Source organism: Clostridium caldaquaticum (genome assembly GCF_023806125.1).
Classification (GTDB): domain Bacteria; phylum Bacillota; class Clostridia; order Clostridiales; family Clostridiaceae; genus Clostridium_AT; species Clostridium_AT caldaquaticum.
Map to the genome: position 1 here is coordinate 89485 of NZ_JAMSKT010000009.1, position 20086 is coordinate 109570.

General features: G+C 33.7%; 16 protein-coding genes and 2 other annotated features. Of the genes, 3 read left to right on the top strand and 13 right to left on the bottom strand.

The window, feature by feature from the left end; all coding sequences use genetic code 11:
* Window position 1 precedes the first annotated feature (1 nt).
* From M2651_RS07670 to M2651_RS07715, 10 genes are all read right to left on the bottom strand, one after another.
* Entirely contained in the window at window positions 2–1123 is a 1122-nt protein-coding gene (locus M2651_RS07670; protein WP_252131756.1) for a DegT/DnrJ/EryC1/StrS family aminotransferase, read from the bottom strand.
* A 220-nt stretch (window positions 1124–1343) separates the two neighbouring features.
* A complete protein-coding gene (locus tag M2651_RS07675; RefSeq protein WP_252131757.1) occupies window positions 1344–2636 on the bottom strand; it encodes a homoserine dehydrogenase in 1293 nt (430 codons plus the stop codon).
* A gap of 27 nt (window positions 2637–2663) precedes the next feature.
* The gene (gene thrB / locus M2651_RS07680; protein WP_252131758.1) at window positions 2664–3554 is read right to left on the bottom strand and encodes a homoserine kinase; all 891 of its coding nucleotides are present in this window, start codon (window positions 3552–3554) and stop codon (window positions 2664–2666) included.
* A 9-nt stretch (window positions 3555–3563) separates the two neighbouring features.
* Window positions 3564–5045: a threonine synthase gene (thrC, locus tag M2651_RS07685; protein WP_252131759.1), complete on the bottom strand. Its 1482-nt coding sequence runs from the start codon at window positions 5043–5045 to the stop codon at window positions 3564–3566.
* Between the two features lie 99 nt (window positions 5046–5144).
* Entirely contained in the window at window positions 5145–6836 is a 1692-nt protein-coding gene (gene ilvB / locus M2651_RS07690) for a biosynthetic-type acetolactate synthase large subunit (protein ID WP_252131760.1), read from the bottom strand.
* Between the two features lie 29 nt (window positions 6837–6865).
* Complete coding sequence (gene leuB, locus M2651_RS07695) at window positions 6866–7930, bottom strand: 3-isopropylmalate dehydrogenase (protein ID WP_252131761.1); 1065 nt, start codon at window positions 7928–7930, stop codon at window positions 6866–6868.
* On the bottom strand, window positions 7930–8421 hold the full coding sequence (leuD, locus tag M2651_RS07700) for a 3-isopropylmalate dehydratase small subunit (RefSeq protein WP_252131762.1): 492 nt from the start codon (window positions 8419–8421) through the stop codon (window positions 7930–7932). Before leuD ends, leuB begins: the two co-directional genes overlap by 1 nt.
* 17 nt (window positions 8422–8438) lie before the next feature.
* Entirely contained in the window at window positions 8439–9704 is a 1266-nt protein-coding gene (gene leuC, locus M2651_RS07705; protein ID WP_252131763.1) for a 3-isopropylmalate dehydratase large subunit, read from the bottom strand.
* Between the two features lie 82 nt (window positions 9705–9786).
* The gene (gene ilvC, locus M2651_RS07710; RefSeq protein WP_252131764.1) at window positions 9787–10782 is read right to left on the bottom strand and encodes a ketol-acid reductoisomerase; all 996 of its coding nucleotides are present in this window, start codon (window positions 10780–10782) and stop codon (window positions 9787–9789) included.
* Between the two features lie 100 nt (window positions 10783–10882).
* Window positions 10883–11078: a binding site (T-box leader), on the bottom strand.
* Between the two features lie 72 nt (window positions 11079–11150).
* Entirely contained in the window at window positions 11151–12680 is a 1530-nt protein-coding gene (locus tag M2651_RS07715; RefSeq protein ID WP_252131765.1) for a 2-isopropylmalate synthase, read from the bottom strand.
* 51 nt (window positions 12681–12731) lie between these two features.
* Window positions 12732–12926: a binding site (T-box leader), on the bottom strand.
* A gap of 263 nt (window positions 12927–13189) precedes the next feature.
* Between M2651_RS07715 and M2651_RS07720 the strand changes: the two genes are divergently transcribed.
* Window positions 13190–14560, top strand: a complete 1371-nt coding sequence (locus M2651_RS07720; protein WP_252131766.1) for an ATP-binding protein — start codon at window positions 13190–13192, stop codon at window positions 14558–14560.
* 64 nt (window positions 14561–14624) lie between these two features.
* On the opposite strand, the gene M2651_RS07725 is transcribed toward M2651_RS07720, so the two are convergent.
* Both M2651_RS07725 and M2651_RS07730 read right to left on the bottom strand, forming a co-directional pair.
* Window positions 14625–16004 carry a DUF3360 family protein gene (locus M2651_RS07725; RefSeq protein ID WP_252131767.1) on the bottom strand — a complete coding sequence of 460 codons (1380 nt, stop codon included), beginning with the start codon at window positions 16002–16004 and terminating at the stop codon, window positions 14625–14627.
* Window positions 16005–16124: 120 nt separating this feature from the next.
* Window positions 16125–16493, bottom strand: coding sequence for a Na-translocating system protein MpsC family protein (locus M2651_RS07730; protein WP_252131768.1), 369 nt, complete (start codon window positions 16491–16493; stop codon window positions 16125–16127).
* Between the two features lie 166 nt (window positions 16494–16659).
* Here M2651_RS07730 and M2651_RS07735 point away from each other — a divergent pair, with 166 nt between their 5' ends.
* On the top strand, window positions 16660–17346 hold the full coding sequence (locus M2651_RS07735; protein ID WP_252131769.1) for a FadR/GntR family transcriptional regulator: 687 nt from the start codon (window positions 16660–16662) through the stop codon (window positions 17344–17346).
* Between the two features lie 102 nt (window positions 17347–17448).
* Complete coding sequence (ilvD, locus tag M2651_RS07740) at window positions 17449–19119, top strand: dihydroxy-acid dehydratase (protein WP_252131770.1); 1671 nt, start codon at window positions 17449–17451, stop codon at window positions 19117–19119.
* A gap of 137 nt (window positions 19120–19256) precedes the next feature.
* On the opposite strand, the gene proC is transcribed toward ilvD, so the two are convergent.
* Window positions 19257–20063, bottom strand: coding sequence for a pyrroline-5-carboxylate reductase (gene proC, locus M2651_RS07745; RefSeq protein WP_252131771.1), 807 nt, complete (start codon window positions 20061–20063; stop codon window positions 19257–19259).
* Between the last annotated feature and the right edge of the window lie 23 nt (window positions 20064–20086).

Below are 20086 nucleotides of genomic sequence, written 5' to 3' on the forward strand. Positions count from 1 at the left end.
ATTATTTTCTATAAAATTTCTTAATTGTTTCACATACAAACTCTACTTCCTCAGCAGTAATTTCAGGATAAATAGGAAGAGCTAAAATCTGCTTTGAAACTCTTTCAGCTACTGGGAAGTCTCCTTTTTTATATCCTAGATATTCAAAACATTTTTGCAGATGAAGAGGCATAGGATAGTAAATGCTATAGCCAATTTCATTTTGTTTTAAATACTCTGCAAGCTCATCTCTTTTTTCAGCTAATATATTAAATACGTAATATACTTGCTTTTGTTCGCCCTTAACTTTAGGTAATCTTATAAACTCACAGTCAGCTAATCTCTCTTTATATAAATCAGCTATTTCTTCTCTTTTTTTAATTGCTTCATCTATATATTTTAACTTAACGGATAAAATTGATGCTTGAAGCGTATCTAACCTTGAATTATAACCGATATAGTCATAATGATATTTTTTCGATGCTCCATGTACTCTTAAACTTTTAACCTTCTTAGCTAAGTCCTCATCATTTGTAACTATCATCCCGCCATCTCCATAGCCTCCTAAAGTCTTAGTTGGAAAGAAGGAATATACCCCAAAATCCCCAATAGTACCAGAATGTCTATAAGTTTCACTATTCCCCTTCCATCTCATACCGAAGGCTTCTGCAGCATCTTCAAGCACTTTAAGCTTATGCCTGTTAGCTATATCCATAATTTTATCCATATCAGTCATTTGGTCAAATAAATGTATTGGGAGTATTCCAACTGTATTTTCGTTTACTCTCTCCTCAATTTTGCTGACATCTATTCCAAAAGTATCTTCATCTATATCTACAAATACCGGTTTTCCTCTATGCTTTGTTATGCAGGAAGTAGAGGCCAGAAAAGTAAAAGGTGAAGTTATAACTTCTTTTCCATCTTTAAATCCAAGCACATCTGAAGCAATAATCAAAGCATCTGTACCTGATGCTACACCAATTGCGTACTTTGCTCCTGTATATTTTTCTATGTCTTTTTCTAGTTGTGCTACTTGTTCTCCTAATATAAAATTTCCTTTCTCAACAACAGCTTGTATTGCTCTGTCAAACTCATTTTTCTTTTCAATATATTCTCGATTAGAGGTATAAAAATTAACTTTCATAACTTAATCTCCTTTGTATGTAGTGCTTCTTTTTTTCACATAAGACTATAATATCACTTCCATGCAATTTTGTTAACAACAGTTTATATATTTTTTTGTTCTTTACTTAAAGCTTATATTTTTTAATTCAGCATCATTATTTAACACTATTTTATCAAAATTTACATAAAAAAAACTGTGCTAGATATATAAGTTATCCAACACAGCACTTTTAATATTATTATTCTAGATTTTCGATTCTTATTATATTTTCAACCTTGCTTATAGCTTCTAATTCAGTTATTTTTACAAGGGACTTATTAATATTATCTTCATAAGTATCGTGAGTAACAAAAACAATAGTTACATAATCATCTTTGTCTTGTTTTTCTGGTTTTTGTATAAATGATAATATGCTGACTTCATTTTCGCCAAATATAGTGGCTATCTGCCCTAAAACTCCTGGCATATCCTTAACTAAAATCCTTATATAATACTTGGACTTAACCTCTTCCATTGGAATAATATCTTTATGAGCATAGTTAGCAGTAGTAAAGCCTGACCTCTCAACTCCATTTCTTAAAACAGAAATAATATCACCCACTACAGCACTACCTGTTGGAAGCTCCCCTGCTCCCCTTCCATAAAGCATTAAATCTCCTACCGCATTCCCTTTAATAAACACGGCATTGAAAGAATCATTTACATTTGCTAATGGATGAATGACTGGAATCATTGCTGGGTGAACTCTAAGTTCAAGCCTTTCATTTACTTCTTTAACAGCAGCTAATAACTTAATAACATATCCAAATTCTTTTGCATATGCTATATCAACCGGCTTTATTTTTGTAATACCTTCTCTATAAATGTTATCTACATCTACTCTTGTGTCAAAAGCAAGTTTAGTTAGAATAGCTAATTTATAAACCGCATCATATCCCTCTACATCTGAGGTAGGATCTGCCTCGGCATACCCCTTTTCCTGAGCTTCTTTTAATGCATCTTCAAAGCTCATTTTTTCTAAAGTCATTTTAGTTAAAATATAATTAGTAGTTCCATTAATTATACCAACAATCTTTTCTATCCTATTGGCAGTTAAACTTTCATTAATTCCATGAATGATAGGAATTCCACCGCAGACACTGGCTTCAAAGTTTACAATTACTTCGTTTTCTTCTGCTTCCTTAAAAATTTGGTCTCCATTCATGGCTATAAGAAGTTTATTTGCTGTAACCACATGCTTTTTCCTTCTGATAGCATCTAATATATATTCCTTAGCTGGTTCCAGACCTCCCATAACCTCAACTACTACCTTTATACTATCGTCTCTTAATATTTCATCAATATTAGTAGTTAAAAGCTCCTTTGGAACATCAATATTCCTTTGTTTATTAATATCATTAACAAGTATTTTTGCAATCTCTATCTCACAGCCAGCTCTTTTTACAATTGCTTCTCTATTAGACTTTAGTATATTCCAAACACCTTTTCCCACATTACCTAAACCTAAAAGTGCAATTCTGACCTTATCCATAAAGCAACCTCCATTTACTACATTAATTCAGCTTACATGCCTAACTACTGTACCTTCACAATCAATTTGAAGTTCTCTAATCTCCCACTTGCTTTGTAAACTCTTTAAGAATTTCTTAATTTCACGACAAAAATCATGATTTTCTTCTTCAAGCATTACCATAATTGTTGGACCAGCACCACTTAAATATACACCTAAACAATTCAGTTTTTCGCATTCTTCCTTTACTGCATAGAAACTATCTATAAGCTCAGCTCTATAATCTTCATGCAGCTTATCCTTACAAGCCTGTTTTATCAAATGGAAATCTCCATTATTTAATGCAGCAATCATAAGTGCTGTTCTTCCTATATTAAATATACCTTGGCTAAATTCAATATTTTTTGGAAGTACCGCTCTTGCTTTCTCTGTTGATAAAGTAAAATCTGGTATGAGAGCACAGAATTTAATACCTTTTTTTACATTTACACTGCTAGAATATACCTTGTTATTTTCATATATTGAAACAGTCATACCTCCAAAAAGTGCTGGCGTAATATTATCTGGATGTCCTTCCATCTCCACAGCTAACTCTAAAAGTTCTTGCCTAGTTAAAATTCCTCCCGCTAATTCATTTGCACAAACTATTCCTCCTACTACACAGGCTGCACTGCTTCCAAGACCTCTTGATATAGGAATATCATTCTCAATACATATTTTTAATCCTTTGGGCTTATAACCAATCTTATCAAAACATTTTTTCATGGCTACATATACTAAATTTTCTTCATTATTATACTTCTCATCTCCACCCTGAAAAATAAGCCCATTTTCTATTTCTTCAACAGCAAATTTATTATACATATTAACAGCTATTCCAAGACAATCAAATCCTGGGCCCATATTAGCACTTGTAGCAGGAACTTTTACCTCTATCATAACTCTCACCTACATCATTAGAAACTTTTTAATTAACTCTTTCATTTCATCCTTTTTACAAGTAACCTTGTGTCTTATCTCTTTATTCTTTAAGCTTTGTATGCTCTTAGGTATTTGAATATCATATTTTTTTGACATATCATCAATTATATCAAAATCCGACACGGTGTTATCTGAGAAATTTAAAGCTTTATTCATACTTCCTGCAAATTTGAAAGGACTTGCAGTAGACGCTATTACAGTAACAGTTTCATCACCAGTACTCTTTTTATATTTTTCATAAACTTCATAAGCTACAGCTGTGTGAGTATCTATTAAATAATGAGAATCTTCCTGTACCTTCTTTACAGCTGATAAAGTTTCATCTTCTGTTGCAAAATCTGCATATAAGCATTCCAGCTTTTTCTTCATCTCTTCATTTATCTCATACCAGCCTTCTTTTGAAAGCTGCTCCATTAGCATGGTTATTAATTTGTTATCTCTACCGCTAATTTCATATAAAAATCTCTCCAAGTTGCTCGATATAAGAATATCCATTGATGGAGAATTTGTTACAAAAAAATCTCTTCTTCTATCATAAATTCCTGTATTAATAAAATCAGCAAGAACTTTATTTTCATTTGATGCACAAATTAATTTTCCTATAGGTACCCCCATTAACTTTGCATAAAAAGCAGCCAGTATATTCCCAAAATTCCCTGTAGGTACTGCAATATTTATGCTCTCACCATTTTTTATTTTTTTCTCTCCCCATAAAACAGCATAAGTATAAACATAATATACTATTTGAGGCACTAGTCTTCCTATATTAATAGAGTTAGCGGAGGAAAATAAATATCCTTTTTCATTTAAAAGTTTATTAAATTCGCTATCGTTAAATATTTCTTTAACTCCGGTCTGTGCATCATCAAAATTTCCTTCAATACCAACTACAAAAGTGTTATTACCTTCTTGTGTAGTCATTTGTTTCTTCTGAATTTCACTTACTCCATCCTTTGGATAAAATACGATAATTTTTGTACCCTCAACATCTGCAAAACCCTCTAAGGCTGCTTTTCCAGTATCTCCAGATGTAGCCGTAAGAATAACAATTTCTTTATTTATATTTAGCTTTTTTGCTGCTGTTTTCAATAAATGAGGTAGTATGCTAAGAGCCATATCTTTAAAAGCTAAAGTTTTTCCATGATAAAGTTCTAAGAAATAAACTCCTGCATTATAGCTTAAAGGTGCTATTTCCGGTGTTTCAAACTTATCATCATAAGCTTTATATATACAATCTTTAAGTTCTTCATCTGAAAAATCATCAAAATATTTTTTTAAGACATAAAAAGCTATTTCCTGATAGCTCATCTTTGAAAGCTCATCAAAAGACTTATCTATTTTAGGAAATTGCTCTGGTACATACAACCCACCATCAGAAGCAATTCCTCTAATAATGGCTTCAGATGCCCTAACCATATTTTCCTGTACTCGAGTGCTTCTATATAACAAAACATAGCCTCCTTTTGTTTTACAAATTTTCTTTATTATAAACTTCAAGGCCTGCAAATATATACATACTAGAGGCCTTTATTATATTTTCATCAGAATTTAAGCAGTTTCTATAGTATTATGAATAGCCTCTCCTGGAGGTACAATTGGAAAAACTTTATCATCACAGTGAATATCACATTCTATAAGAATAGGCTCATCACTTTCTAATGCTTCTTTCAACACTTTTTCTATCTTATCATCTTCATCTATCTTTACAGCCTTTATTTTATAAGCTTTTGCCAAATCAACAAAATCTACATCTGGTCCTAAAGTAGTTTCAAAAAATCTTCCTCCATAAAATAAATCCTGCCACTGTCGAACCATTCCAAGAGCATGATTATTAAACACAAGCTGAATAATAGGCAGCTTATTCCTTGAAACAGTAGCAAGTTCTATTGAATTCATTTTAAAACTTCCATCACCTGCAACATTGACTACTTTAGTTCCAGGCTTACCGATTGAAGCTCCTATAGCAGCTCCAAGTCCATAGCCCATAGTTCCAAGTCCACCAGAAGATATAAAAGTTCTAGGTTCTAAATATTTATAAAACTGAGCAGCCCAAATTTGATTTTGCCCTACCTCTGTAGTTATAATAACCTTTCCTTCAGAAAGTTCATAGAGCATTTCTAAAACTTTTTTTGGACTTACTCCTCCGTTATTTTTATATTTTAAAGGATAACTTTCCTTCCAATGCTGTATCTGTTTATTCCATTCACTTTCTTCTTTTTCTTTTACTTTTTCATTAAGGTTAATCAATATATTTTTTACATCGCCCCAAAGCTCTGTATCAACCTGGATAATCTTTCCAAATTCTCCTTGGTCAATATCTATATGAATAATTTTAGCTTTTTTTGCAAAGCTGTCTTTATTACTTACTACTCTATCACTAAATCTTACACCAACAGCTATAAGCACATCGCAGTTATTTATTGCAATATTAGAATACTTTGTTCCATGCATTCCAACCATACCTGTAAAATACGGGTGGTTACCCGGAAAAGCTCCCATTCCCATAAGAGAACAGGTAACTGGTGCTTTTATTTTTTCTGCAAACCTAAGAAGCTCATTATTTGCCCCTGAAATATTAACTCCTCCGCCTGCAAAAATCATTGGTCTTTCGCTATTATTAATTATCTCAATAGCCTCTATAAGATTTCTTTCAAACTGTTCCTTCAAGCTATCATCACAGCTAATTTCTTTTTCAGGATTATAGGAAACATCTATTGAATCTGGCTCATAATCTATATACAATGTCTGCAAATCCTTAGGAATATCTATTAAAACAGGACCCGGTCTCCCAGAACGAGCAAGCTCAAAAGCTTCTCTAACGATTCTAGGAATATCTTCTGCTTCCTTAATCTGATAGCTTTTTTTAGTTATAGTGCTGGTTATACTTACAATATCAACTTCCTGAAAGGAATCTTTATCTAATAGATTACGTGATACCTGCCCTGTAATAACCACAATTGGAACAGAATCCCTATAGGCTGTAGCTATACCAGTAACAGTATTAGTTGCTCCAGGACCTGAGGTTGCTATAACCACTCCTACTTTTCCAGTTGCCCTAGCATATCCGTCAGCAGCATGTGTTGCACCTTGTTCATGAGCTGTAATTATATGCTTTATTTCTCTATAATCATATAAAGCATCATATATTGGCAGCACCGTCCCTCCTGGATATCCAAAAACAACATCAACTTCTTGTTCTTTTAAACATTCCAACAACGCTTCTGCACCCTTTAGTTTCATTTATTATAGTCCCCCTTCCTGGAAATTGTTCAAATTCTTTCTGCAATTAAATCTCCCATCATTTCTGTACCAACAATTTTTGTTTCTATCTCGTGAATATCTAATGTACGATAACCTTCATCCAATACCTTAGAAACAGCAACTTCAATACTGTTTGCTGCTTCCTCCATATCAAAGCTGTATCTAAGCATCATAGCAACGCTTAAAATTGCAGCTACTGGGTTTGCCTTATCCTGTCCTGCAATATCTGGTGCAGAACCATGAATAGGCTCGTATAATCCCCTTTTTCCTTCTCCAAGGCTTGCAGATGGAAGCATACCAAGTGAACCAGTAAGCATAGAAGCTTCATCACTTAAAATATCTCCAAATAAATTTTCTGTTAATATTAAATCAAATTGCCTTGGATTTCTAATTAGCTGCATAGCTGCATTATCCACATACATAGTACTCAGGTCTACCTCTGGATACTCCTTTGCTATTTTAAATACTATTTCTCTCCAAAGTCTAGAGCTTTCAAGCACATTTGCCTTATCTACCAAGGTAAGCTTATTTTTCCTTTTCATTGCTGCTTTAAAAGCTACATGAGAAATTCTCTCAATCTCATGAGCAGAGTACATCATAGTATCCCAAGCTTTAGTTCCTTCTTCAGTTTCTATCCTCTTTTTCTCACCAAAATAGGCTCCTCCAATTAGTTCACGAATTACCATGATGTCAAGCCCATCTCCAAGTACTTCTTCTTTTAAAGTAGAAGCTGATTTTAGTTGTGGAAATAAAATTGCTGGTCTTAAATTTGCAAAAACTCCAAGAGCCTTTCTAAGCCCTAAAAGACCAGCTTCTGGCCTGAGATGACCTGGAAGTGTATCCCACTTTACTCCTCCAACTGCACCTAAAAGAACAGCATCACTGTTTAAACATACATTAACAGTTTCCTCAGGAAGAGGTATACCGGTTTTATCTATAGCAGTTCCTCCCATAAGCACTTCCTCAACTTCATATGAGAAATTATATTTTTTAGATACTGCATCAAGAACCTTTAAGGCTTGTTTTGTAACCTCTGGACCTATACCATCTCCTGAAATAACAGCGATTTTCATTATTCCCTCACCGCCTTTGCTAAGTAATTTATTAATCCCTCAGCCTTCATAATTTCCTGAATAAAAGGCGGAAAAGGTTCAGCCTGATAGGTTTTATTCTTTGTTATGTTTGTAATAATTCCTGTACTTACATCAATAGTAATTTCATTATTGTCTTCAATATCCTTTACCGCTTCTGGACACTCTAAAATAGGAAGACCTGTATTAATAGCGTTCCTATAAAAAATTCTAGCAAAAGTTTCTGCAATAACACAGCTTATTCCTGAAGCCTTAATTGCTATAGGAGCATGTTCTCTAGAAGAACCACAGCCAAAATTTTTTCCTGCAACCATTACATCTCCTGGTTTCACTCTATTTATAAAATTGCAATCTAAATCCTCCATACAGTGCATTGCCAATTCTTTAGGATCACTAGTATTTAAATATCTTGCAGGAATAATTACATCCGTATCCACATTATTTCCATATACAATAGCTTTTCCTTTTAACATTTTTTATCCCGCCTTTCCTACAAACCAAGTTCTTTCGGTGAAGATATTTTCCCTGTTACTGCTGAAGCAGCCGCAACTGCAGGACTTGCCAAATATATTTCACTTTCTATATGCCCCATTCTTCCCACAAAATTTCTATTTGTAGTTGTAACAGCTCTCTCTCCGCTGGCTAATATCCCCATATGCCCTCCAAGACAAGGACCACAGGTAGGAGTGCTGACTGCAACACCAGCTTCTACAAAAATCTCTAATAGTCCTTCCCTCAAAGCCTGCAAATAAATTTTTTGTGTAGCTGGGAAAATAATCGCTCTTACATCAGGATGTACTTTTCTTCCTTTTAAAATTTTTGCGGCAATTCTCATATCTTCGATTCTTCCGTTAGTGCAGGAACCGATAACTACTTGATCTATTTTTATATCTCCAACTTCATCAATAGTTCTTGTATTTTCTGGTAAATGCGGGAAGGCTACTGTAGGCTTGATTGAGGATAAATCTATTTCAATAACTCTAGTATATTCAGCATCTTCATCTGCTTTATAAACTTTGTATTCCTTTGTGGAATGTGTCTTTATATAATCAATAGTTTTCTCGTCAACTTCAAAAATTCCATTTTTAGCTCCAGCTTCAATAGCCATGTTAGCCATTGTAAACCTATCATCCATTGAAAGATTTTTTATACCTTCGCCTGTAAACTCCATAGACTTATAAAGAGCTCCATCCACTCCTATTTCTCCTATTATATGAAGAATGACATCTTTTCCGCTTACCCAAGGAGCTAGCTCTCCTTTTAATACAAATTTAATAGCTTCAGGAACTTTAAACCAAGCTTCACCTGTGGCCATTCCTGCTGCCATATCTGTACTTCCGATTCCTGTAGAAAAAGCTCCTAAGGCTCCATAGGTACATGTATGAGAATCTGCACCAATAACAACATCTCCAGCTACTACTAAACCTTGCTCTGGAATTAAAGCATGCTCAATTCCCATTTGACCAATTTCAAAATAGTTTTCTATTTCCATTTTTTTAGCAAAATTTCTTATGCATTTACATTGTTCTGCAGACTTAATATCCTTATTTGGAGTGAAGTGATCTGGAACAATGGCTATTTTCTTCTTATCAAAAACTTTATTTATTCCTATCTTTTCAAATTCCTTTACTGCAACAGGTGTTGTTACATCATTTCCTAATACTAAATCTAATTTAGCTTTAATTAGTTCCCCTGCTTTTACACTTTTTACCCCCGCATGAGCAGCCAGAATTTTTTGTGTCATTGTCATACCCATTGGTATCCCCTCCTTAAGGACATCCTAGGAACATTTATATTCCTAGGATATATTGACTATATTAGTATCTAAAAATACTTTATTACTTATTTTGAATCCAAGGCATCATTTTTCTTAACTCTTTACCTACTTTTTCTATTTGATGTTCCTGTTCTCTTCTTCTTATTGCGTTAAAGGAAGGACGATTAGTTTGATTTTCTAATATCCACTTTCTAGCAAAAGTTCCATCTTGAATTTCTGAAAGAACCTTTTTCATCTCTTTTCTTGTTTCCTCAGTAATTAATCTCTTACCTGTTGAATAATCACCAAATTCTGCTGTATCGCTTATTGAGTATCTCATGTAGCTTAATCCGCCTTGATTGATTAAATCTACAATAAGCTTCATTTCGTGAAGACATTCAAAGTAAGCGCTTTCTGGTTGATATCCCGCTTCAACTAAAGTTTCAAAACCAGCTTTTATAAGTTCTGTAACTCCACCGCAAAGAACTGCCTGTTCACCAAACAAATCAGTTTCAGTTTCTTCCTTGAAGGTAGTTTCAAGCACACCAGCTCTTGCACCACCAATTCCTTTTGCATAAGCTAAAGCATATTCTTTAGCTTTACCAGAATAATCTTGATATACAGCAATTAAACAAGGTACTCCTTTTCCTTCTTGATACTGACTTCTCACAGTATGGCCAGGTCCTTTTGGAGCTACCATAAATACATCAACAAAAGCTGGAGGTTTAATTTGTCCAAAGTGAATATTAAAGCCATGTGCAAATAATAAAGCTTTTCCTTCTGTTAAATTAGGCTCTATACTGTCTTGATAAAGCTTAGCCTGTTTTTCATCTGGGATAAGAATCATTATAAAATCAGCTGCTTTTACAGCATCTGCAGCCTCCATAACTTTAAGCCCTGCTTCTTCTGCTACTTCCCATGACTTACTACCCTTATATAAACCTACAACAACATCTACACCGCTTTCCTTAAGGTTTAAAGCATGTGCATGCCCTTGACTTCCATAACCAATAATTGCAACCTTTTTACCCATTAATAATTCTAAATTTGCATCATGATCATAATACATTTTTGCCATTTTAATTCCACCTTTCAACAATTTATGTTTTATATCCCACCTTACTATGTAAAGTGTGGGTTTAATATATTCATTTTAGATATAAAAAAACAGACCTCTACCCTGGGGCGAGAAGTCTGTCGCGGTACCACCCAATTTTAACTCATTTACATAACGGCACTTGCCGGCACAGCTTACTATAAGTTCAGCCTGCAGCTCCAGGATGATTTTCTGCAATATTTTGTTTACGGGCTTTCACCTTTCCCCGCTCTCTTTGAAACAATACTATTACATACTCTTCCCTTCATAGCTTGTATTTCCTTATATGTTAATTATTAATCTACTATGTTTAAATCAAAAAGTCAACCTTCTTTTTTCTGAAATTTGAATTATTTTATTGAAAACGTTTCTGAATCATTAACCATTCTATTTATAGCACTTAAATACGCTTTAGCACTGGCTTCTATAATATCAATGCTAATGCCTCTGCCTGTATAAACTTTCTCATTATTTTCAACTTTGACAGAAACTTCACCTAAAGCATCTGTTCCACCAGTAATTGACTTTAAGAAATAATCCTTTAAATTTACAGGAATATTAACAGCTCTATCTATAGCCTTAAATGCTGCATTAATAGGACCTTCTCCAACAGCAGCTTCTTCAATTATTTCTTCTCCCTTTCGTATTCTCACTGTAGCTGTTGCACTTAAATTATTACCGCTAGATATATGAAAAGATTCTAACTGAAAAACTTCTTTTTCATGAACTATTTCCTGTCTGATTAAGGATTCTATATCTTCATCGTGTATTTCCTTTTTCCTATCTGCCAATTCCTTGAATTTTTGAAAAGCTTCAGCTACCTTTTCTGCACTTAAATTATTATACCCTAATTCTTTAAGTCTTTGTTCAAAAGCATGAGTTCCTGAATGTTTACCAAGCACTACCATACTTTTCTTTAAACCAATAGACTCAGGAGTCATTATCTCATAAGTTTCTCTGCAATTTAATACGCCATGTTGATGTATACCTGACTCATGTGCAAAAGCATTTGCACCAACAATAGCTTTATTGGGCTGAATTTGAATTCCCGTAAGCTGTCTTACAAGTTCGCTTGTCTTATGAATCTGCTCAGTTGTAATATCATTTTCAATTTTATATAAATCCCTTCGAGTCCTAAGAGCCATAACAACTTCCTCTAAAGCTGCATTACCAGCTCTTTCCCCAAGTCCATTAACTGCACATTCAACTTGTGATGCACCATTTTCAATTGCAGCAATAGAATTAGCTACAGCAAGACCTAAATCATTGTGGCAATGCACACTGATAACAGCTTTATCAATATTTGGAACATTTTCTCTAATACCTCGGATAAAGGCTCCAAACTCATTTGGTACAGTATAGCCTACAGTATCAGGAATATTAACAACTGTTGCTCCTGCGTCTATTACTGCTTCTAAAACTTTATATAAAAACTCTGGATTCGTCCTTGTTCCATCTTCTGGAGAAAACTCTATATCATTACACAAAGATTTTGCATATCTGACCATTTCAGCTGCTCTGTTTAATACTTCATCAGGTGACATATTTAGTTTATGCTTCATATGCAGATCAGAAGTTGCAATAAAAGTGTGTATTCTTGGTTTTTCTGCATATTTAAGCGCTTCCCAAGCTCTATCAATATCTCCTTTTACCGCTCGAGCTAATCCTGCTATTATAGGTCTTTTAACATTTTGAGCAATTAATTTTACCGCTTCAAAATCTCCATTGCTTGCTACCGGAAATCCTGCTTCGATAACATCTACACCAAGTCTATCTAACTGTTTTGCAATCTCAAGTTTTTCAAGTTTGTTTAAGTTTACTCCAGGAGTCTGCTCTCCATCTCTGAGCGTTGTATCAAATATAAAAATTCTTTGGATCATATTATCTCCATCCCTTCCTTAAAAATTGAAATAAAAAAAGACAGACCTCTAGCTTGGGGCGAGAGTCTGCCGCGGTACCACCCAAATTTTTACTTAATTTTATAACGGCGTAAACCGGCACAGCTTACTAAATTTCAGCCTGCAACTCAAGGGTGAGTTTCTGTAGAATCTATTTACGGGTTTTCACCAATCCCCGCTCTCTGTAAAATACGAAATCTACATACTTGTCCCTGTCATAGTTTTTATTTATTGAATGAACTATTAAATATATATGCATTAATCAGAAGATTAATTATATTCTTTAACAATTTAATCATCATATTTATTATAAATAATACGGTTTTTATTATGAATTGTCAACCTTTATTTTATTATTTTTTGCAAATTTCAAAATTGCTGTTAATTGACAGATTATTAAACAAGGAGTATATTATACTCTAAAATATCAAAAGTCTGAACTTTTAAAATAAAAAATAAATTATTCTATTATTATGCTAGGAGGTAAAATTATGAATAATTCTTATTTAAACAATAAGTTAATCAGGGTAAAACTAGCCTTTGATTCTATTTCTGTATATAGGGGTTTACTAGAAGATAAGGTTTTAACAAAACTCTACTTACTTACAGAATATCTTGAAATAGGAAAATTTGATTTAGGCAGTTTTACTAAATTATATTCTGACTTTTTCTACAGTTTATGTTGCAGCTCTTATAATTCTCTAAAAGATTATATTATTGAGCTTATCCTTTTTGATGAAAATCCCTATTCTCTAAGTTGTGAATCAAACAAAATGAACCAAAACGAAACTTATCTTCACAAAGTAGCTGCAAATGATTTAAATAACTTGCAAATTATAGCAAACTTGTCTTCTTCTGAATTAAAAGTACAAGCATTAGAATATTGTGAAGATAATATAATTGCTTCTGAAATAATAAATAATCTTCCAGATTATAATATCAATTTAAACTCTTTAATGAACAATACAAGTGTTTCAACAGAATATTACGAAGTAAAAAACCATTTCTATTATTGCAAGAAATGGAGCGAGTGTATTTCTTACTTGTCTGAATATTACAAAAACAACGGCTGTGGCTTATTTGGCCGATATAAAGCTTTTGTATGGGAATATTCAGGAAACATTGGTAAATTAACAGGCATTAATACACCAGATACAGTTTGTCTTTCAAATTTTATAGGTTACGAAGCTGAACGTTCAAAAATTATTGAAAATACAATACAATTTTTACACGGATTTAAAGCAAATAATATTCTTTTATATGGCGATAGAGGTACAGGAAAATCTTCTACTGTAAAGGCTCTTTTAAATGAATATTATAAAAAAGGACTTAGAATTATAGAAGTGCCAAAAGCTCATCTTTCTGATTTTCCCTCAATCATAAGACTTATAAAAAATAGGCCTCAGAAATTTATTATTTTCATCGATGATTTATCCTTCCAAGAAAATGATGAAAGTTATACTACATTAAAAGCAGTACTAGAAGGCGGTATAGAAGGTAAACCAAATAACGTTTTAATTTATGCAACATCCAATCGACGTCATTTAGTAAAAGAAAAATTTCATGAGAGAAACGGTCTTACCTCCGTCAATAATGATGAAGAAATTCATGCAACAGATACTATACAAGAAAAATTATCCCTTGCAGACAGATTTGGCATAACAGTTGTATTTTCTTCACCTGATAAAAGTCAATATTTAAAAATTGTTGAAGGCCTTGCAGCTCAGAGAAACATTTCTATAGATAAAGAAAAGCTTCATAGAGAAGCATTAAAATGGGAGCTTTGGTATAATGGTCGTTCTCCTAGAACTGCCCGTCAGTTTATAGACTGGCTGGAAGGTTGTGAAAAATTAAATAAATAATACTAAAAACACTATTAGAATTCAAACTCTAATAGTGTTTTATTGTTGAGTTTTCTTATGAGTTTTATAGAATAGTTGATACAAAATAGGTTGCCATTGTTATTGCTGAAACAATTAAAGTAATTCTAACTTTATATGCTGAAGAAGCTTCTCTTTTACTTTTTTCCTTAATAATGCCTAAATTTTCAATCAATATTGCTGTTATCCATGCAATTACAGGATTTACTGCAAACCCTGCTAAAATACTTAATGCTGCTATTTGCATATCTTCATAACTTTTTAATGTATTTAACCCTATCTCAATTAGCGGAATGTATACTCCAAAAATAAGCACCATCCATATAAGAGGAGGAAATACTGCTATATCAAGAGGAAAACCTAATAACGCAGAAACTATACCCAAAATACCAAGTATTAAAGCACTCCCTGCAATAGGCCTTTTTACTATACTAAGGGGTATCATGAAACTTCTCCAAACTGCAGCGGTTTGTGCTCCTCCAAAAAAACTTCCTACTATATTCCTAATAGAAACTACAATAAAAGTTGAGTTCAAGTGAAATATTGACTTTTTAGCTTTCTCTCCATAACTTGTTTCCTGAAGAGTCTTTATAGCTAAGGCATCACTTGGCCACATCACAACAGAAAGCAGGGCGAAAGGTAACGCCTTTACAATATTTTTTAAATTCACTCCCCATCCTAAGCCCCATTTATTAAACCACCATATTTTAGGATTGAAAATCGGTAAAGCTGGTAGTGTTTTTATTTCAGGATATAAATTATAAAAAGCTGAAATAACTATACCAATAAATGCAGCAGAGGGAATCATAAGCCATTTACATTCATACTTATTTAACACTAAGTAAATTACAATACCAAGAATAATGAGCACCGCAAACAAGGAGCTACTCTTTAGTGCTGTCCACTTCTTAAGACTATCAATTGAGCTTATAATACCCATTATACCAAATAGGAGTATAATACTTCCCCTGGCAGCAGAACCATTTATCTCAATGATTTTTTCAAAAAGCTTAAAACTTGATATAATTATTCCTAAAATTCCTACTAATATTCCAAGAATAAGAGGATGAACTCCTGAAACAGCCATAATAGGAATCAGCGGAATTAACGGTGCCAAAGTACCCGGGGGGGCAGTATATGGATTTAATATTGACGAAAAAATTAATGTGATAATACTTCCAATTACAACTTCCAACCTTACATTTTCAGTAACAAAGGTTGCATCAGAAATACCTAAACCTTTCTCCCACGCAATTGCAAAAGCAGCTACTAATGCAATTTTCCCTATAGTACCGGAAATAGCTGGTACTATATCTTCAAATCTAACAGAATAATTTTTAATTGGTATATTTATCTTATACTTTAAAGGATTATAATTAATTAGTTCATTTGTTAATAAATCTTTTCTACTTTGTTTTGCTGCCAAATTTATTCTCCTTTCAAAAATTATATTAAACTTATACAAAAAAGCCGGTAATTATTAATAAACTTAATAATTACCGGCTTACTTAACAATTGGTAAATACCCTTTGTTCAGTCTTCCAAATTAAATTCTGCTTTTAAACCTGGTGTCCAGATCTTCATCTACTATAAAGATAATTATCTTTTCCCCAGTTTTAGTGCTCACATCTGAATGTGTACTTACAATATTCACATCTATAATTTCTTTTATGAGATTTTCAAGATACTCTCTTGCACCTTCGAAAAGAGCAGTCCTAACATCCTTTATAAGCTTTACACCTTGAGAACTTTCTGCAAGCTTTTTTTCCGACTGGCTTAAAAATCCAGTCAGCCTTATGATAATCATATCCTGTTTTATTATAGTTCGTATACCCTTAGGTCCACGTCCCATAAATTCCATTTCAAATTTTGTAATCCCCTCACTAATTTTTGCCTCAAACTGCCCCTTTGTCATAAGATGACCCTCCTTAAATATCTTTACAAAAGTATTTAAGCTTATATTATAGTAACATATATATATAAATAAGGCAACATTAATTGCTAAACTAAATATTTTCAAAACTTGAAAAATGTAAATGGTTGTTGTATCCTTGTAGTATTATTTAGGAGGTGGCTGTATTATGGCAAACAATCAAAAAATTTTAGCTGAATCAGCAGCTGATGATATACTTGCAATGATAACAATAGACAAAAGGTTTGCACCAGGAGATAAACTTCCTAACGAAAATGTCCTCTCTTCTGAACTAGGTATAAGCAGAACTACCTTAAGAGAAGCAATACGCATATTAGCATCTCACAATGTACTGGAAATTAAAAGAGGTAAAGGAACTTTTATAGCTGAAAATCTAGAATTCAATGAACACTTTGCTTTAGGAGAGCTGTCTAATATAAGGCTTAATGTAAAAGATTTGTATGAAATAAGACTAATATTTGAACCTAAAATAGCTTACTATGCAGCTAAGCGTGCCAGCGATAAAGAACTTAATAGAATCATATATTACGGGAAACTTGAAGAGGAATTAATTTCTAAAAATGAGGATCGTACAGAAGTAGAGCAGGCCTTTCATAACTCTATAGCAAAGGCTACTCATAACGAATTTATGAACAGACTTATGCCTATTATTTATAAAGCCATATATAAGGGTGTAATTTTGTCAAATGAAAATCCTGTTTTAATACAAGATACAATTAATGATCACAGAATGGTTATGGATTTTCTGTCTAAACGGGATGCTGAAGGTGCTGAAACTGCTATGAAGCTTCATATTATACATGCTATGAGAGGACTAGGTATAGAAACTGAATAAACAATTGACAACAGACATCATACAACGTAAAATAATGTTAGACAACATATTCCAAAAATTACACTGTTATGTCTGTTAAATTTATTAAAAAGGTGGGAAATTATGAGAAGTGATGCTATTAAAAAAGGAGCACAGAGCGCTCCACATCGTTCTTTGCTAAACGCTCTAGGTCTTACAAAAGAAGAAATGAACAAACCACTAATTGGTATTGTAAGTTCACAAAATGATATTGTACCTGGACATATGAATCTTGATAAAATAGTGGAAGCAGTTAAGCTTGGTGTGGCTATGGCTGGAGGTACACCTATTGTTTTCCCTGCAATTGCAGTTTGCGATGGTATAGCGATGGGACATCTTGGAATGAAATATTCCTTAGTTACAAGGGATTTAATTGCAGATTCAACAGAAGCAATGGCAATGGCTCATGCTTTTGATGCACTTGTAATGGTACCTAACTGCGACAAAAACATACCTGGGCTTTTAATGGCTGCAGCAAGAGTTAATATTCCAACTATTTTTGTAAGCGGTGGACCTATGCTTGCAGGAAAAGTAGACGGATGTAAAACAAGCCTTTCAAGTTTGTTTGAAGCTGTTGGAGCTTATAATGCAGGAAAAATTACAGAAGAAAAACTAGAAGAATTTGAGAACAAAGCTTGCCCAACCTGTGGTTCCTGCTCAGGAATGTTTACTGCTAACAGCATGAACTGTTTGACAGAGGTTCTTGGAATGGCTCTTCCTGGAAACGGAACAATTCCTGCAGTTTATTCAGACAGAATTAAACTTGCAAAGCATACAGGCATGAAGATTATGGAGCTTTTAGAAAAAAACATAAGACCAAGAGATATTATGACACTTGATGCATTTAAAAATGCATTAACTATGGACATGGCTCTTGGGTGCAGTACAAACAGCATGCTTCACCTGCCAGCTATTGCTCATGAAGCAGGAATAGAGTTAAATATAGAAATGGCAAACGAAATAAGTGCTAAAACTCCAAATCTCTGCCACCTTGCTCCTGCAGGCCCAACATACATTGAGGACTTACACGAGGCTGGCGGTGTTTACGCAGTTATGAGTGAAATAAATAAGTTAGGTTTATTAAAAACAGATTTAATAACATGTACAGGAAAAACTGTTGCAGAAAATATTAAAGGCTGTTACAACAAAAACCCTGAAGTTATAAGACCTGTAGAAAATCCTTTTAGTGAGACCGGTGGAATTGCTGTTCTAAAAGGAAACCTAGCTCCAGATTCCTGTGTTGTTAAACGCTCTGCCGTTGCACCAGAAATGTTAAAGCATGAAGGACCAGCAAGAGTTTTTGACTGCGAAGAAGATGCTTTAGAAGCTATTAACTCTGGAAAAATAGTAGCTGGTGATGTTGTGGTAATAAGATATGAAGGACCAAAAGGCGGACCTGGTATGAGAGAAATGCTTAACCCTACTTCTGCCATAATTGGAAGAGGTTTAGGCAGTACTGTTGCACTTATAACTGACGGTCGATTCAGCGGTGCTACAAGAGGTGCAGCAATCGGTCATGTTTCTCCTGAAGCTGCTGTAGGAGGCAATATAGCTTTAGTTGAAGAAGGAGATATAATCCAAATAGATATTACAGCTAACACAATTAACTTTGTTATAAGCGATGAAGAGCTTGAAAGAAGAAGAGCCAACTGGAAACCAAGACAACCTAAAATTACAACTGGATATCTTGCAAGATATGCTGCATTAGTAACTTCAGGTAACAGAGGTGCTATCTTAGAGGTACCTAAACCATAAAATATCTTATTTATATTTATAAGATTAAAAACTGACAGTGTAAATAAAACAGAAACTTAATGTTTTATTTACACTGTTTTTAAAATTAACAACAAAAATAAGCAATAACTTAATATAGTTATGTAATTAATATATATTTAAACTTTACCTAATTTTCTGGATTTATTACTGCTGCTTACAATACACTGTATAACAGATGAACGCATTCCTCCATCCTCAAGTGCCTTAACCCCTTCAATAGTTGTACCTCCTGGTGAACATACCATATCTTTTAGAGCACCTGGATGCATTCCTGTCTCCAAAATCATTTTTGCTGTTCCAAGCACCGTTTGTGCAGCTAAACGGTAAGCTGTTGCTCTAGGCAACCCTTCAAGTACGCCGCCATCTGCTAAAGCTTCAATGAACATAGCTGCAAATGCCGGCCCCCCGCCACTTACTCCAGTAACTGCATCAATTAATTTTTCTGGAACCCACTCTACAATACCAATAGATTTAAATATTTTTTCTGCCTCTGTTTTTTCCTCTTCTGTAAATGTAGTATCAGAGCAAAGAACTGCAGCACCTGCTCCAACCATAGCTGGTGTATTCGGCATAATTCTTAATATTCGAACCTCTGCCCCCGTCCACTCATATAAGGTTTTGCTGTTAAAACCAGCAACTATTGAAAGCAGTGCCTTTCCTTCCAAAAATTTACCAATTTTATTTAACACAGCTTTTGTTATATTTGGCTTTACTCCAAGAAGTATCATTTCACACATTTCACAAAGCTCAATGGCACTTGAGACTACTTCTGCTCCTTTTTCTTTTGCATGAATTTGTGCTTTTTCACTTATGTCAAATACAGCTATATCAGAAGGTTTTAACACCCCGCTGCTTATGATTCCGTTCAATATAGCACCTGCCATATTGCCACACCCTATAAACCCTAGCTTTTTCTTACCCATCCTATTTCTCTGCCTTTCTTATC